General features: G+C 45.5%; 13 protein-coding genes and 2 pseudogenes. 9 read left to right on the top strand and 6 right to left on the bottom strand.

Translation table 11 applies throughout. The annotated features are described in order from the left end of the window. Window positions 1-256: 256 nt before the first annotated feature. Window positions 257-895 (top strand): annotated as a pseudogene (locus CHA6605_RS24880) (beta/alpha barrel domain-containing protein); the annotation flags it as partial. Window positions 896-911: 16 nt separating this feature from the next. On the opposite strand, the gene CHA6605_RS33230 reads toward CHA6605_RS24880, so the two are convergent. Then, window positions 912-1,967, bottom strand: a complete 1,056-nt coding sequence (locus CHA6605_RS33230; protein ID WP_232432265.1) for a transposase — start codon at window positions 1,965-1,967, stop codon at window positions 912-914. A gap of 369 nt (window positions 1,968-2,336) precedes the next feature. Between CHA6605_RS33230 and CHA6605_RS24870 the strand changes: the two are divergent. The 5 genes and pseudogenes from CHA6605_RS24870 to CHA6605_RS24850 all read left to right on the top strand — a co-directional run. Further along, window positions 2,337-3,077, top strand: a pseudogene (locus CHA6605_RS24870) (beta/alpha barrel domain-containing protein); the annotation flags it as partial. Between the two features lie 121 nt (window positions 3,078-3,198). Further along, entirely contained in the window at window positions 3,199-3,801 is a 603-nt protein-coding gene (locus tag CHA6605_RS24865) for a nicotinate-nucleotide adenylyltransferase (RefSeq protein WP_015162134.1), read from the top strand. Further along, entirely contained in the window at window positions 3,770-4,504 is a 735-nt protein-coding gene (locus CHA6605_RS24860; RefSeq protein ID WP_015162133.1) for an NUDIX hydrolase, read from the top strand. Before CHA6605_RS24865 ends, CHA6605_RS24860 begins: the two co-directional genes overlap by 32 nt. A gap of 109 nt (window positions 4,505-4,613) precedes the next feature. Then, complete coding sequence (locus CHA6605_RS24855) at window positions 4,614-5,036, top strand: hypothetical protein (protein ID WP_015162132.1); 423 nt, start codon at window positions 4,614-4,616, stop codon at window positions 5,034-5,036. 207 nt (window positions 5,037-5,243) lie between these two features. Further along, window positions 5,244-6,899 carry an NAD+ synthase gene (locus tag CHA6605_RS24850; protein ID WP_015162131.1) on the top strand — a complete coding sequence of 552 codons (1,656 nt, stop codon included), beginning with the start codon at window positions 5,244-5,246 and terminating at the stop codon, window positions 6,897-6,899. 96 nt (window positions 6,900-6,995) lie between these two features. On the opposite strand, the gene CHA6605_RS24845 is transcribed toward CHA6605_RS24850, so the two are convergent. Beyond that, complete coding sequence (locus tag CHA6605_RS24845; protein WP_041549940.1) at window positions 6,996-9,536, bottom strand: sugar phosphate nucleotidyltransferase; 2,541 nt, start codon at window positions 9,534-9,536, stop codon at window positions 6,996-6,998. 219 nt (window positions 9,537-9,755) lie between these two features. Between CHA6605_RS24845 and CHA6605_RS24840 the strand changes: the two genes are divergently transcribed. Then, on the top strand, window positions 9,756-9,950 hold the full coding sequence (locus CHA6605_RS24840) for a hypothetical protein (protein WP_015162129.1): 195 nt from the start codon (window positions 9,756-9,758) through the stop codon (window positions 9,948-9,950). Between the two features lie 59 nt (window positions 9,951-10,009). Beyond that, window positions 10,010-11,242: a molybdopterin molybdotransferase MoeA gene (locus CHA6605_RS24835; RefSeq protein ID WP_015162128.1), complete on the top strand. Its 1,233-nt coding sequence runs from the start codon at window positions 10,010-10,012 to the stop codon at window positions 11,240-11,242. A gap of 68 nt (window positions 11,243-11,310) precedes the next feature. Here the strand turns inward: CHA6605_RS24835 and CHA6605_RS24830 are convergent, their stop codons facing one another. Then, window positions 11,311-11,610, bottom strand: a complete 300-nt coding sequence (locus tag CHA6605_RS24830; protein ID WP_015162127.1) for a hypothetical protein — start codon at window positions 11,608-11,610, stop codon at window positions 11,311-11,313. 232 nt (window positions 11,611-11,842) lie between these two features. Beyond that, window positions 11,843-12,115 carry a hypothetical protein gene (locus CHA6605_RS24820; protein WP_015162126.1) on the bottom strand — a complete coding sequence of 91 codons (273 nt, stop codon included), beginning with the start codon at window positions 12,113-12,115 and terminating at the stop codon, window positions 11,843-11,845. A gap of 191 nt (window positions 12,116-12,306) precedes the next feature. Between CHA6605_RS24820 and CHA6605_RS24815 the strand changes: the two genes are divergently transcribed. Continuing rightward, the gene (locus CHA6605_RS24815; protein WP_015162125.1) at window positions 12,307-13,419 is read left to right on the top strand and encodes a T4 RnlA family RNA ligase; all 1,113 of its coding nucleotides are present in this window, start codon (window positions 12,307-12,309) and stop codon (window positions 13,417-13,419) included. A 33-nt stretch (window positions 13,420-13,452) separates the two neighbouring features. Here CHA6605_RS24815 and cobI read toward each other — a convergent pair whose 3' ends face one another. Both cobI and CHA6605_RS24805 read right to left on the bottom strand, forming a co-directional pair. Next, window positions 13,453-14,163, bottom strand: a complete 711-nt coding sequence (gene cobI / locus CHA6605_RS24810; RefSeq protein ID WP_015162124.1) for a precorrin-2 C(20)-methyltransferase — start codon at window positions 14,161-14,163, stop codon at window positions 13,453-13,455. Beyond that, window positions 14,163-14,816 (bottom strand): precorrin-8X methylmutase, encoded by a 654-nt coding sequence (locus tag CHA6605_RS24805; RefSeq protein WP_041548439.1) that lies wholly within the window; start codon window positions 14,814-14,816, stop codon window positions 14,163-14,165. Before CHA6605_RS24805 ends, cobI begins: the two co-directional genes overlap by 1 nt. Window positions 14,817-14,911 lie beyond the last annotated feature (95 nt).

Here is a 14,911-nt window from a genome sequence, read left to right as displayed (position 1 = left end):
GCTAGTTGAGGATACAGGATCGAATGCTAAATTCGATCGATAAGTCGGCAAGCGACGATGCTACTCACAAATTTTAGATCGAAACACTCCTCTCTCCTTTAATTCGTCTTTGCCAATTTCAATTATGAGGATGGAGGTGGGGGTAAACCAACCTCATCCTCAGTCTCGCTGACTTATCAATATACGGTAGCCGAGTCGCTTGACATATTATGGTAGTTAATACCATAATGTATTAAAGATATTTTTAATAAAGTCAATGAATCTAGCAACCGCACAGACCGCATGCGATCGAGTGCTGCCACAGTCGATATCATCCTTGTCTATAGGGGATTGTGGCTTGTTAACAGACCTATATCAACTCACGATGACAGCATGTTATGTCGGTGAATCGATCGACCGATCGGCAGCTAGTTTCGAGTTGTTTGTGCGAAAATTACCAAAAGGCTTTGGCTATCTCATCGCCATGGGCTTAGCTCAAGCCTTAGAATATCTCGAAAGCTTGCAGTTTAGCTCGGCTCACATCGCCGCACTTCAAGCCACAGGGGTTTTTAAAAACGCCCCCGACAGATTTTGGGAACTACTCGCCACCGCCAAATTTACTGGCGATGTGTGGGCGGTCCCCGAAGGTACAGCCGTCTTTGCTAACGAGCCGATCCTGCGGATTGAAGCTCCACTATGGCAAGCACAGATCGTCGAGACTTACCTGCTCAATACCATCAATTACCAAACCCTCGTTGCTACCAGAGCCGCTAGAATCCGCGATATCGCAGGTGCAGATGCTACCTTGCTCGAATTTGGCACTCGGCGCGCCTTTAGTCCGCAAGCGGCAATTTGGGCGGCGCGGGCGGCAATTGCGGGTGGATTAGATACTAGTTCCAACGTCTTAGCTGCTCTCAATAGTCCGGACAGATTTATGGAGCTAGAGAGCCATAGTGGAGAAGACTATCGTAGTTAGGATGGGATTTAATCAAAGTCGGGTCAAGTTCTAACATGGAAATAAACCGCTCAAGTAGATGTCCATTGAGAGCTAGCCGCTTGTAAGTTGCCATTGAAAAAGATTGCGGCTGTGAATCTTCCCCAGTATCCGACTGAGTTTTTTGCTGTTCAAGCTTGGCAATATTGAGAGCTGCCAAGGATGCATTGAAATGAAAATCCAGGGATTGTTGGTGGCGGGATTGACAGTCGCAAAGCCCAGTAAATTGTTTGGCATCACGAAAGATGAATTCGATTTGAAACCGAGATTTGTAGTACTCGTACAGACTGATGGGATTAATCATCGTGTCGGTAGAAAAGAGCAAAGCTACTCGCTGCTTCTCGGGATGACGTTGGTCAACCAAGTAAACGATGCGAATTTTACGTTTAAGTGAAACATGCCAAACCACTTGGCTATACAATTTAGTGCCATTAGCTAACTCACCACCGAATTCCAGTCGGGACAAATCACTCAAATTCACCTTGCCATCATACTTACGCGGCGCACCTTTGGGCTTTTGCTTGCCAGTGTAGCAGTATCGTAGATCCGCATCAATCCGCAATTTGCTAATCAAATGAAGGTCTAGCTCAATCACCCCATCAACAACAGATTTCTTACTGTAAAAGCTGTCTGCGGTTAAATATTTTACTACCGCAGGCAAATGGGAGCGAGCTATTTTCAGTTGTTTCAGATAGCCTTTGACTCGCTCAGAAATCACTGGTTCTGTTTTCGCTTTCGATTTAGATTTAGATTTCGACTTCGATTTCGACTTCGATTTCGACTTCGATTTACGCTTCTTCTTCGCCGTTGGTTTCGCGTCGGGGATGGGTTGACGCTCGGTTTTTGCAGTTTGTTGTACTGAGAGAGTGTAACCTTGATGGGCTAATACATCCACCACTGCAATCACCGAAATTTCTAACCCTTTTTGAGACTTGCTGATACTACCGTTATAGAAATTATCTACTCCCCATGTCTGTTTTCCACTCTTGCTGATAAATGAGCAATCAATCGCTGCGATCTGCTCTCGATTTGGTTCAATTGCTGCTGCAATTGTCTGCGCGTGGAAGGGAATGAAATCGAATGTTTTTTTGTACTGACGACGGTATGTTCGTTCGCTATACTGCCCATAACGACTGAGATTAGTAAAGTTTGCCTTGCCGCATACCACAAACAACGTCACAAATATACTGGCTAAGAACTGGCGTTGCGGTTTGCTAAATTACCCACTTTGGCAAGTAGGTTCTGTACAATATCCATAGGGCAATTCATCTGGTACTTGGGTTCTACTTGTACTTTAAGCGATGAATTGCTTTTTTTGGATCGATCGATCATTTTTCTTTTCAAAAGGTGTCCGGACTATTGTGCTCTACAATTAGGCTATAAACCTAGCGGCACGATGGCGCATTCATTAGTCATGGCAATCGGAGCACTCGAAGGCAGCGAGCAGGCGGCATTCACAGCTTTCGATCGATATTTTCCTGGCGCACCAATACTGATCGATACTTACGATCCGATCGTCGCAGCGACAGGTTTAGCAAAACAAGCAGCAGCAGGAGAAATCGAGCTATCGGGAATTCGCTTAGACTCTGGAGATTTGATTGCGTTATCTAAACAAGTTAATTCTATTTTACCAAATGTCGAAATTTTTGCCAGCGGCGATTTAGATGAATGGGAAATCGCCAAATTGCGATCGGCAAATGCCCCGATTTCCGGTTATGGCTTGGGAACTAAATTAGTCACGGGTAGTCCCGTCAACGGAGTTTACAAACTAGTAGAGATCGACAATCTGCCTACGATGAAAAAGTCTCCCGAAAAAATGACCTATCCAGGTAGAAAACAGATTTTCCGTCAAGTTCGGGGCGGACAGTTTTCTGAAGATATATTGGGTTTAGCTAATGAAGGAACTGGACTATTACAACTAGTGATGAGCGAGGGAGAACGCCTTCAATCCGACGATCCGCTGCTAGTAATTAGAGAGCGCACCGATCGAAGTGTTGCTAGTTTACCGAGCGAAATTAGAGATATTAATTATGCAGGCACTACACCAGTTAAAATTTCACCAATTTTAGCAAAAGTAACTCAAGGTTTGATGAATCCCAATTAAAATAGTCGATCGACTTCGGTACATTATCTTAACTTGGTGCGTTATGCTATCGCGATAACACACCCTACAATCTAAAGCCTAATCCCTATCCCCTATCCCCTATCCACTATCCCCTAACTAGATGAAAGTCGCCCTATTTGGAACTAGTGCCGATCCACCGACGATCGCACATCAAGATATCATTCGATGGTTGGCATTGCAACAATTCGATCGAGTTGCAATTTGGGCAGCAGATAATCCATTTAAAGCACATGGCGCGACTCTAGAACAGCGATCGCAGATGCTAGAGTTATTAATTAAAGAGATCGAGCCACCATTAAGCCAACACGTTCGAGTGTATCGCAAGTTAAGTAGCAAACGGACGATCGAAAGTCTGATTATCGCTCAACAGATTTGGGTAGGCGCGGAATTTATTTTGACAGTTGGTGCCGACTTAATTCCTCAATTACCACGGTGGTATCAAGCTAGCGAACTGCTAACTCAAGTCAAGCTCTTAATCGTACCCAGGATTGGGAGTAACATCGAAAAAAACGACCTGCAAAAACTCGTAGAACTAGGCGCGAGAATAGAAATTGCACCTTTAGCTACACCGATTATTTCCTCATCCACAATTCGCAATAACCATACTACCCAAGGCGTATCGACACAAGTAGCTACCTATATCCAGCAACATCACTTATATTCTCTAATCGATGACTCCCGTGACAGAGCGAAACTCAAATAAACAGACACTTGCTGATTTTAAAGTCGGTGTAGATAATGCCATTTTCTCGATCGATACTCAACAAAATCGCTTGTTAATTTTATTAGTCATGCGCCATGAAGAACCCTATTTAGGCTATTGGTGCTTGCCAGGTACGCTAGTAAGAAATGGCGAAACCTTAGAAATTGCTGCCGATCGAATCTTAGCCGAAAAAATCAAAGTTGATAACTTATATCTCGAACAATTATACACCTTTGGCGGCCCCGGACGCGACCCGCGTGAAGCAGCCGATCGTTATGATGTGCGATATTTATCTGTCAGTTATTTTGCCTTAGTTAGATACGAAGCCGCCGAACTAATCGCCACAGGCGTCGGGGGAATTGCTTGGTATCCGATCGATAAATTACCCGATCTTGCCTTCGATCATCGCCAAATTATCGAATACGGACATCAACGATTGAGAAATAAGTTAGAGTATAGTCCGATCGCATTTGATGTATTACCAGAATTATTCACACTCAGCGATATTTATCAATTATATACCACAGTTCTGGGCGAAAATTTCTCCGATTATTCTAACTTCCGCAATCGGTTGATCAAGCTAAAATTTCTCGAAGATACAGGTATTAAATCCTCTCGCGGTAGCGGTCGTCCCGCTAGTTTATATCGCTTCGATCCGGTTGCATTTGCACCGTTAAAAGATAAACCGTTATTGTTTGTATAGCATAAGGATCTGTAGGGGCAGGTTTATGCAAATAAACTTCGACACCTACTAATAATCTCTAAACAAAACCTGCCCTCCTTAATCTAATCATCAACAAGAGGCAAGAGTAATGTCAATCGACGATATAAGATTCAACGATGCAAAACTAATTGATATAGATTTAGATGGAATGATTACATTACTTAAAAGTGATGATTTTAAGAATGATTTCGATCCTAATCTCCATCTGGAAGATACTCGATCGAAAAACAATTGTTTTTTAGATATTTTTTACACTAAAGAATATGGATTCAATGTTTATGGCTCTGATGCAGACAGCTTTAATTTCTATGTGTTAACGGAAGATAAAGAAGAAGATTTTATAGTAGAAGTATTTTTAGGAGGTGCTGACATAAAATGCTATCATCACAATTTCGTGAGTGAAGAAAGAATGATAGAAGCAATTAAGTTTTTTTACAAAAATCATAGATTGCATCCAGATTTATCATGGTCAGAGGAATCAAATGAGTACATGGATGATATTTACCAGTAGTAATGTAGGGTAGGCATTGCCCAGCAGCTACATCTTGATGAAAATTACTATATTTATGTCGATCGATTTAGCGATTAGGTAGGTTGGGCGGGTTTGTTTGACATCTCTTGTGCAAACTTTATTAATTGCATAAACCCGCCCCTACAGATCTAAAAATGTTACTATCTCTGCGTCCTCTGCGTCTCTGCGGTTAAAAAAATAAATATCATGAAAATAGCCCTAGCCCAACTCAATCCTACCATTGGTGACTTAAAAAATAACGCCCAACAGATTTTAAAAACTGCCCAGCAAGTAGCTACCCAAGGCGTAAATCTTTTACTCACCCCCGAACTATCGCTGTGTGGTTATCCACCTAGAGATTTATTACTAAATGCTAATTTCATTGCCGAAATGGAGCGAGAATTGCAACAACTCGCCCACGATTTGCCGCCAGATTTATATGTATCGATCGGACTAGCTACCGCCAATCCCGATGCTATTACAACAGGTAGCAAACCCCTATTTAATAGCATTGCAATCTTAGCTGCTGGTAAAGTCCAACATATCTTCCACAAGCGACTGTTACCGACTTATGATGTCTTTGATGAAAATCGTTATTTCGCGCCTGGTAGTGAGGCAAATTACTTCATTCTAGATGGAATTAAGATTGGCGTAACAGTTTGTGAAGACCTGTGGAATGATGAAGATTTTTGGGGCAAACGTACTTATTTAGTCAACCCGATCGCGGAATTAGCAAAACTTGATATCGATCTATCGATCAATCTATCGGCATCACCATATAGTGTCGGCAAACAGAAAATTCGATCGGCAATGCTCAAACATGCAGCGGTTAAATACGATCGAGCGGTATTATATGTCAATCAAATTGGTGCAAATGACGATCTGATCTTTGACGGTTGTAGCTTGGGATTCGATCGATCGGGCGAATTAGTCTGTCAGGGTAAATCATTCAATCGAGACTTAATTATCGTTGAATTCGATAAATCTAAACAAGATTTAAAAACAGCTAAAATTCAACCCCAACCAGATTGTACTGATGCTGAAATTTGGCAAGCATTAGTATTAGGCGTTCGCGACTATATTCACAAATGTGGTTTTCAAAAAGCGATTTTGGGATTGAGCGGCGGTATCGATTCGGCACTAGTCGCTGCAATTGCTGCTGAAGCTCTAGGAGCCGATAATGTCTTAGGCGTGCTGATGCCTTCAACTTATAGCTCGTCACACTCAGTCACCGATGCACTTGCCTTGGCGGCTAATTTAGGCATTAAGACGGAGACTATCCCCATCGGCGACTTAATGCAGGGATTCGATCGAACTTTAGAATCACAATTTAAAGGGACAGAATTTGGACTCGCCGAAGAGAATATCCAGTCGCGAATTCGCGGCACATTACTAATGTCCATGTCCAATAAGTTTGGATATTTACTACTTTCAACTGGTAATAAATCCGAGATGGCTGTCGGTTATTGTACGCTTTATGGCGATATGAATGGTGGTTTAGCCGTTATCGCCGACGTACCCAAGATGCGGGTATTTTCGATCTGTAAATGGTTGAATCGAGAGCGAGAAATCATCCCGATTAATATTATTACTAAACCCCCCAGTGCCGAACTCAAACCAGGACAAGTAGACCAAGATTCACTACCACCTTATGAAATCTTAGATGCTATTTTAGACGCGATCGTCTGCGAACATCAATCGGCGCAACAAATTATCGATCGTGGTTACGATTCGCAAGTAGTCACTAAAATAATTAGGCTGGTAAAAATTGCCGAATTCAAACGCCGTCAAGCTCCTCCAGGATTGAAAATAACCGATCGAGCCTTCGGTACTGGCTGGCGAATGCCGATCGCTTCTAAGTAAGTAGGTGCAATTATTTATAAAATAGATATCGACATGTATCTAGTTCCTACAGCCTATAACCCGTATACGATATTTTAACAGAATAGATCGACTAAACTAATCGCTAGTCTGGCGATATTGTTCGATAAAATCTTGAACTTGTTGACGGTATTCGCGCATGGTTTCATCGACCCAGTTGCGATCGTTTCCGTTGACATAAATATGTACCAAAGGTTCGCCAGCATCAGGCAAAATTAAGATCCAGCGATCGTCTTGATAGTTCACGATTTTGACACCATCTTCGGTATCTAAATATTCGGGTTGATGGGTTTCGAGAATGTGCCGCATTAAGCCGCCTTTAGCCGTCCAGGGACAGCGAATCGAGTGACTGCGATAGAAGACACGAGGCAATTCGGCGCGAATACTACTCAAAGATCGATCTTGGCGGGTGAGCATTTCGATCAGTTTGGCGATACAGAACATCGCATCGAAGCCGGGATGAAATTCGGGGAAGATAAAGCCCATTTCGCCGCTCCCACCGAGAACGACATTTGGCAACTGTTGACAGGCTTCCATCAGGGCAGTGGGACTGGCTTTGGTACGCTTGACTTTGCCCCCATGACGGCGGACGATTTGTTCGATCGCGCTAGATACTTGGACGGGGACGACGACAGTACCGCCAGGATAGGCTGTGAGGACGATTTGGACCATTAGGGCTGTTAACATGTCGCCGCGAATTGGCACGCCTTCCTCGTCCACGAGGATCAGTTGTTCGCCATGTGCGGAGACTTGGACGCCGAAGGAGCCTTTGAGGGCGACGACGACATGTCCGAGCTGGTTTAAGAGTGCTTCGCGCTCGTTGGCGGTGAGGGACATCTGGTTGAGGCTGGCGTTGAGTACTACCGCATCGCAGCCAAATTTGGATAAGAGCAGGGGGAGAATCGCACCGGAAACGGCATAGACGTAATCGACGACTACTTTGGTACTCGCATGACGGATGGCATCGATATTGAGTTGTTTTTGGAAGGCGGATTTATAGATTTCCATCCCTTGCGAAAAGCGATTGACGTCGCCGATTTCGGGAATTCGGGCGCGGCGGAGATCTTCTTTAAAATAAGCCGATTCGATTTTTTTCTCTTGAATGGTAGAAATATTGATGCCGCGATCGTCAAAGAATTCGATTAAGATCGAATCCATCCGATCGGGATGTAGCCGGACGTGAATCCCACCAACTACGGTAACTTCATCTTGGCGTTGGCGTAAAGAATAGATAATCTTCCGCGCGACGGGGATGGCGGTAGCTTCGAGATCTTGAACGTTAATGCCGACAGACATCAATCCGGCAATTAGCGATCGCGATACCATCCGCGAGACATTGCGTTGATCGCGAGAGACGGTTACCTGCGTTCCGGGTTTGAGCGTAGAGCCATAAGCAGCACCTAACTTGACAGCAAATTCTGGCGTAATATCGATATTAGCCAATCCCTGAACGCCCCGTTGGGCGAAGAGGTTCCGATGGGCGATTTGACCCCAGATCAGATTGAGATTGAGCACAGCTAAAGGTTCGATTTCTTTATTCGGCCATACTCTCACATTCGGGTTGATTTGTGCTTCTTCTCCTACATTGGATAGTGCGCCCAAAACTGCCCCTTCTAGGACTTGGGCACCGCGACCGACTCTGACCCCTCGCGCCAGCACGCAAGCCCGAAGCTGGGCATCCTCGCCGATGATGGAGCCATTCCCGACGATCGGACGTTTGAGATTGGCACCACGCCCGATCGCTACATTATCGCCGACGATCGTCTCGGCAGAAATTTTCACCCGCGCGCCGATTTTGCAATTGGCTCCAATGACTGCTGGAGCCTCGATTTGAGCGGTCGGATCGATATAAGTATTCGCCCCGATCCAAATCCCTGGACTGGTTTCGGGAAACGGCCAATCGAGCTTGACTTTGCCCCGCAAGGCGTCGTATTGCGCCTCGCGATAGGTATCGAGTTGACCGATATCGCACCAGTATCCTGTGGCGACATATCCATACATGGCTATATCATGAGCCAACAGTTGTGGAAATAAATCTTGCGAAAAGTCAGCTTCGGTATCGGGATGGAGATAGTCGAGCACTTCGGGTTCGAGGATATAAATACCCGTATTCACGGCATCCGAAAAGACTTCACTCGCCGACGGCTTTTCTAAAAAGCGACGAATCCGCTGCTCTTCGTCAATAATTACTACCCCAAAATCGACTGGATAAGGAATTTGCGTGAGAATAATCGTCGCTTTGGCACCTTTTTTGCGGTGAAATTCGATCGCACTTGTCAGATCGATATCGGTGAGACTATCGCCACTAATAACCAGAAATGTCCCGCCTAGAATTTCTTCCACATTCTTGACGCAGCCAGCCGTCCCCAATGCGCGTTCTGCTTCGATCGCATAGTGGATCTTGACCCCAAAATCGCTACCATCGCCAAAATAATTCTGAATTACCTCCGGCAGATAATGCAAGGTAATAATAATTTCGTTAATGTGATGGCGTTTGAGCAAATTAATTATATGCTCGGCGATCGGTCGATCGATCGCTGGTACCATCGGCTTGGGTAGTTCGCAGGTCAAAGGTCGCAACCGCGTCCCCGAACCTCCAGCCATCAATACTGCGCGCAGTTGCATATCTTCTGTTCTAGGGGGGTAGTCACCCGATACATCTTAATTGTTAATCTATTTTGGAAGCCTATGCCCGACCCGATCGCATAGGTTAATATATCTGTCTCAATCGATAATTCGGGAATCGAGCTAGAATAAATTGTAGATTGTCACCATAAGATAATTTCACGATCTATTCTGTAGCGGTCGTCAGTAAAATAGGATTTATACAAAAGACTTATGAACTTCGTTGTCATCGGCTTGGTTGGGGCATACGGATATGGGGTTTGGAGATTTTCGCGCAACTACAACCGTACCAACTATCAACGCACTCTCCCGACTAAGATCGTCCTCGCTCTGCTCTGGCCAGTCTGCTATGTAGTCAACGCTTCCTATCGTCAGAATTTTAATAGAGCATTAAAAGGCGGCGATTGACGATTTTTGCAATCGAGATGATGGACTACGATCTAGAGTAATTTACCAATCTTAGTCTCATGCTACCCGTCTCCCAAGCCGAACAGATTATTCTCGATTTAGTCCAACCCGTAAGTGCGATAGAATCGCTCGATCTTGCGCTCGCCACCGGACGAATTTTAGCAAATGAGATCGTCAGTCGGTTGGACTTTCCTCATTGGGATAATTCGGCAATGGATGGTTATGCGGTAAAGTTTGCCGATGTGCGATCGAGTACGCCCAAGCATCCGATTACCCTAGAAGTCGTCGAAGAAATTCCGGCTGGGTACCAGCCCCAACGCGAGATTCAATCGGGAGAAGCCGCACGGATCTTTACAGGTGCGATCGTCCCTGCGGGTGCCGATACCATTGTGATGCAAGAGCATACCCAGCGCGTGCAGAAAAACTTTGTCAAAATTCAGATCGCGCCAACTGCACGCTCGTTCGTGCGTCAGCGGGGAGAATACGCCTGCATTGGCGATCCGCTCTTGGCGGCAGGTACAGTGTTAAATCCGCCCGAAATTGCGATTTTGGCGGCGACGGGGTGCAGTCAAGTCGAGGTTTACCGTCGTCCGCGCGTGGCGATTCTCTCTACTGGCGATGAATTGGTGACGCCTCACGACACCCTCAAACCGGGACAAATTGTCGATTCCAATCAGTACGCGCTAGCCGCCTTCGTTACTCAAGCTGGTGGCATTCCGATCTGTATGGGAATTATCCCCGACGATCGCGCAAAATTGACTGCGGCAATGTCTGAAGCGATCGCTTCGGCAGATTTCGTACTTTCGACTGGCGGTGTCTCTGTGGGCGATTATGACTATGTAGAGGCGATCTTAGCCGAGTTGGGCGGAGATATTCAGGTGCGGGCGGTAGCGATTAAACCGGGTAAACCTTTGACGGTGGCTAAATTTAAGAGTGAAGCTCGCACGGTAGTTTATTTTGGATTGCCAGGGAATCCTGTTTCCGCGCTAGTCAGTTGTTGGCGATTTGTCAAACTAGCGATCGCTAAATTTTCGGGCTTACCTGAGTCTAAATACCAACCCACCTGGCTCGAAGCTATAACTACTCAAGAGTTGACTGCTGACGGCAAGCGCGAAACCTATCTGTGGGGGCAATTGGAGCTAATTAACGGACGATATGAGTTTAGTCTAGCAGGTGGTACTCAGAGTTCGGCAAATTTAATTAATCTTGCAGGTACGAATGCGCTCGCCGTGGTGCCGATCGATATATATTCGATCGAGGCTGGAGCGACAGTACAGATCTTAGTACTTTAGTCGATTCAACCTCGATCGCGATGTCGAGCGCGTTGCTATTTGAATGCCAAGTCTACAGTGAGCCGAGACTATTTTTTATCCCGAATCCTTACCAACTGTGCGACTAGTTGAGTTTGCTGTTGTTTGCGCTGGTTGTAGATTAATACGGCAAAAATTAAGGTGCTGGGCAAGCCAAAATAGACGAGCTGGAGTAAGAAATCCGATACCCGCTCTAATTGCTGGGTACTAGCGGTGGACAGAGTAACACTATTTTGAGCTGGAATATCTCGATCTAAGCCGATCGGTGGCTGTGCTGTTGCCGAAGCCGCCGTGAGTCCGCTAGATAGGATTAGGCCAAACAAAACAGGTGTGAGGTGTTTAATGGTCATAATTGGAACGATCGAGTGAAAATTCTGCGATTAACCATACCATCTTATTGGCAATGTGCTATACCATCTCAATATTATTAAAACTTATTGAAACCGGATCGATCGGCCCGATCGCGACTATTGGTGCAGTTTCTATCGATATAACGATCGATCTGATGATTTCTACAATACCCCACCTGCTACTGTCTACTCGCTACTTTCTACCTTCTATGCCCTACCCCCTATCAGCAATTTAACTTTTACACGTCAAAGTTCCTTCTTTAGTGCCATCAGCATTATTTTTGACAACAACACTCGGCTTTAACCCAGGATAACAGCGCACCAAAACTTTATCCTGAGTGCGAGTTAGGTACAAAATATTTACAGAGCGACCATTGAGTTTGGACACTACTAATTGTGGTGGCATCGGAGCTGTAGCCATCGCAGGTAACAATGTCGCCATCCCGATCGTTATTGCCATCGTGCCTAATAGTAAATGTGGATAATACTTGGTAGTTGCCAACATTATGTTAATTCGAGCTTTAAGCGATATCAGTCCTTTATTCTAGCTAATTATTGTCAGAGTCAAATCTGTACTCTTTGTTAAATAGATCGCTCGAATCTGTGGTGACAGTCGGCTAATTTTTTCCTATATTTCGGGAAAGTTACTAGTTAATACTGTAGAGAGTATGAAATATAGACAGAAAAGATTAGGGCGTGGAATTACAAGATTATTTACGAACTAACGGATTAGAACAACTTGTAGAAACCTATCATATTAATGCCGTAACTCACCAGCAATACCCAAATTTGGTGTGCTTAAAGTATTCGATGATGGACTCACCCATGAGTCAGGTAGTAGTCAGACAAAGTAGAGGCATTATCTTCGATCGAGCCAATGATTGGGAGATCGTCGCTTATCCTTATGATAAATTTTTTAATTACGGCGAAGGGCGAGCGGCGACGATCGATTGGGCGAGTGCGCGGGTATATGAAAAGCTCGATGGCTCGCTAATGACGTTATATTTTTACGATGGTAAATGGCAAGTCGCATCGAGCGGTACTCCCGATGGTACTGGCAATCTGCGCGGTTATGATTTCAACTTAGCAGAGTTATTTTGGCGAGTTTGGGCAGAACTAGATTATCAATTACCGACAGATACCGAGCATTGTTATGTGTTCGAGTTAGTGACTCAATACAATCAGATTATCGTCATTCCCGATCGCGATCGGCTAGTATTGCACGGTGCTAGAAATATCAAAAATCTTGCCGAATCCGAGCCGCAAATTTGGGTAGATAAATACGGTTGGGAAAGGGTGGCTACTTATCCCCTAACTAACGAACGCGAAATTAAAGCTGCTGCCAATCTCCTCAATCCGATCGCAACTGAAGGTTATGTGGTATGCGATCGCCATTTTAACCGCGTCAAAGTCAAATCACCTCAATACGTCGCGATCCAACATCTGATGGGTGGCTTTTGTTCGCTGAGATTGACCAAAATTATCATAGCTAACGAGGGCGAGGAATTCTTGGTTTACTTCCCAGAATGGACGGATTTATATCGCCAAATGAAGGAAATATATCAAGCCCTGATTCCCGAAATCGAAGCCAACTGGGAGCGATATAAAGATGTTCCCGTGCAAAAAGATTTTGCATTGGCTATTAAAGATTTGCCGTATCCGAGTATTCTGTTTGCCCTACGCGGCGGTAAAATCAAATCTGTCCGAGAAGCTCTCAACGATGAGCCAGTCCACAAAATCATCGAGAAAATTTTAGTTGCAGATCGATCGATTAAATCTCAAATTAAAGCCATTCTCGACACCCAATAACCTCCGAAAAGTCCCCTCCCAGGAGGGGATTTTTTAGAATTGGGTTTTGCTGGGGACGACAATTAGTGAAAAATAGGGAACGTTGCGAGAATCGACATCTTCGATCGAGACAATGCGTTGATCTTTGGCTGTCGCGCGTTCGATATATTTGGCGCGATCTAACAAATCTAGTTCGATTAATACCTGACGAACTTTATCGAAATGGCGGCGGAGTTTGATAATTGCTACCGCATCGGCATTAATTAATTGGGCTTTTAAATCTGCTGCTGACAACGTTGCCGCGAGGACGCTAAAAACATCATTTTGATAGCATAAGGGGGTGCCGATCGCCGCTGCGGCTGCCATGGGTGAAGAAATACCAGGTACGATTTCAGTAATAAACCGAGCGGCTAAACGGGTAAATAAATACATAAATGAACCGTAAAATAACGGATCGCCCGCGCACAAAACTACCACATCTCGTCCCGCGCCTAAATGTGCCTCGATCGGTTTGATTGCATCGCTATACAATTCCGAAGCAGCTTCGGGATCGAGGGCGCGGGGGAAATTAAAACATACCTCGATTTGGTCGCCTTTGAGATAAGGTGCGACGATCGAACGGGCGATGCTTTCACGATCGCTTGCAGCTTGATAGGCAACGACTGGAGCCGCTTGTAATAGTCGATATGCTTTGAGCGTCAATAACTCTGGGTCGCCAGGGCCGACCCCAATCCCATATAATCTCCCTGTCTGAATTGCAACCATTATTCCTGCTCCGTGGCTAAGGCATTGACAGCAGCAGCAGCCATCGCACTACCCCCGCGTCGTCCGTGAATTGTCAGAAACGGTATCCCCCGACTGTCTGCTGCTAAAGCAGCTTTGGATTCGACAGCTCCGACAAATCCGACGGGGAATCCGAGAATCAATGCGGGTTTGGGTGCTCCCTCGTCGAGCATTTCTAAAAGTCGAAATAGAGCCGTCGGCGCATTACCAATGGCGACTACGGAGCCAGCTAAATCTGGCAACCATAGCTCTAGAGCCGCAGCCGATCGCGTATTCTCTAATTGAGCGGCTATTGCTGGGACTTGCGGATCGGGGAGGGTGCAAATCACGCGATTTTCTACAGGTAGGCGTTTGCGCGTCACGCCATCGGCTACCATCCGCGCATCGCACAAAATTGGTGCCCCCTCAGCCAGTGCCTTCCGCCCAACGCGCACGGCGTCGATCGAATAATCCAGATCGTCAACTATGTCAATCATCCCACACGCATGGATCAGTCGCACCGCGACACTATTAAAATCGGCGGGTAATGTATCTAGTTGAGCTTCCGATCGAATCGTAGCAAAGGATTGACGATAAATTTCTGCCCCATCGCGGATGTAATTTAAGGGAGCGGGAATAGTGGTTTTAGATGGCATGAAGAAGTGGGGAGTGGGAAGATGGGAGCGGGGAGCGATGCGCGAAAAGTCGGCGTCCCGATGGTTAAGCGCATCAGCGCAGCGCGCTTGCGGAG

Origin of the sequence: Chamaesiphon minutus PCC 6605, assembly GCF_000317145.1 — a bacterium.
GTDB lineage: Bacteria > Cyanobacteriota > Cyanobacteriia > Cyanobacteriales > Chamaesiphonaceae > Chamaesiphon > Chamaesiphon minutus.
This window is presented reverse-complemented; position numbering and strand designations above follow the sequence as displayed.

Coding starts and splice junctions, on each gene's coding strand:
- CHA6605_RS24865 (WP_015162134.1), top strand. CDS start 3,199: ATGAAAGTCGCCCTATTTGGAACTAGTGCCGATCCACCGACGATCGCA.
- CHA6605_RS24860 (WP_015162133.1), top strand. CDS start 3,770: ATGACTCCCGTGACAGAGCGAAACTCAAATAAACAGACACTTGCTGAT.
- CHA6605_RS24855 (WP_015162132.1), top strand. CDS start 4,614: ATGTCAATCGACGATATAAGATTCAACGATGCAAAACTAATTGATATA.
- CHA6605_RS24850 (WP_015162131.1), top strand. CDS start 5,244: ATGAAAATAGCCCTAGCCCAACTCAATCCTACCATTGGTGACTTAAAA.
- CHA6605_RS24840 (WP_015162129.1), top strand. CDS start 9,756: ATGAACTTCGTTGTCATCGGCTTGGTTGGGGCATACGGATATGGGGTT.
- CHA6605_RS24835 (WP_015162128.1), top strand. CDS start 10,010: ATGCTACCCGTCTCCCAAGCCGAACAGATTATTCTCGATTTAGTCCAA.
- CHA6605_RS24830 (WP_015162127.1), bottom strand. CDS start 11,610: ATGACCATTAAACACCTCACACCTGTTTTGTTTGGCCTAATCCTATCT.
- CHA6605_RS24820 (WP_015162126.1), bottom strand. CDS start 12,115: ATGTTGGCAACTACCAAGTATTATCCACATTTACTATTAGGCACGATG.
- cobI (WP_015162124.1), bottom strand. CDS start 14,163: ATGGTTGCAATTCAGACAGGGAGATTATATGGGATTGGGGTCGGCCCT.
- CHA6605_RS24805 (WP_041548439.1), bottom strand. CDS start 14,816: ATGCCATCTAAAACCACTATTCCCGCTCCCTTAAATTACATCCGCGAT.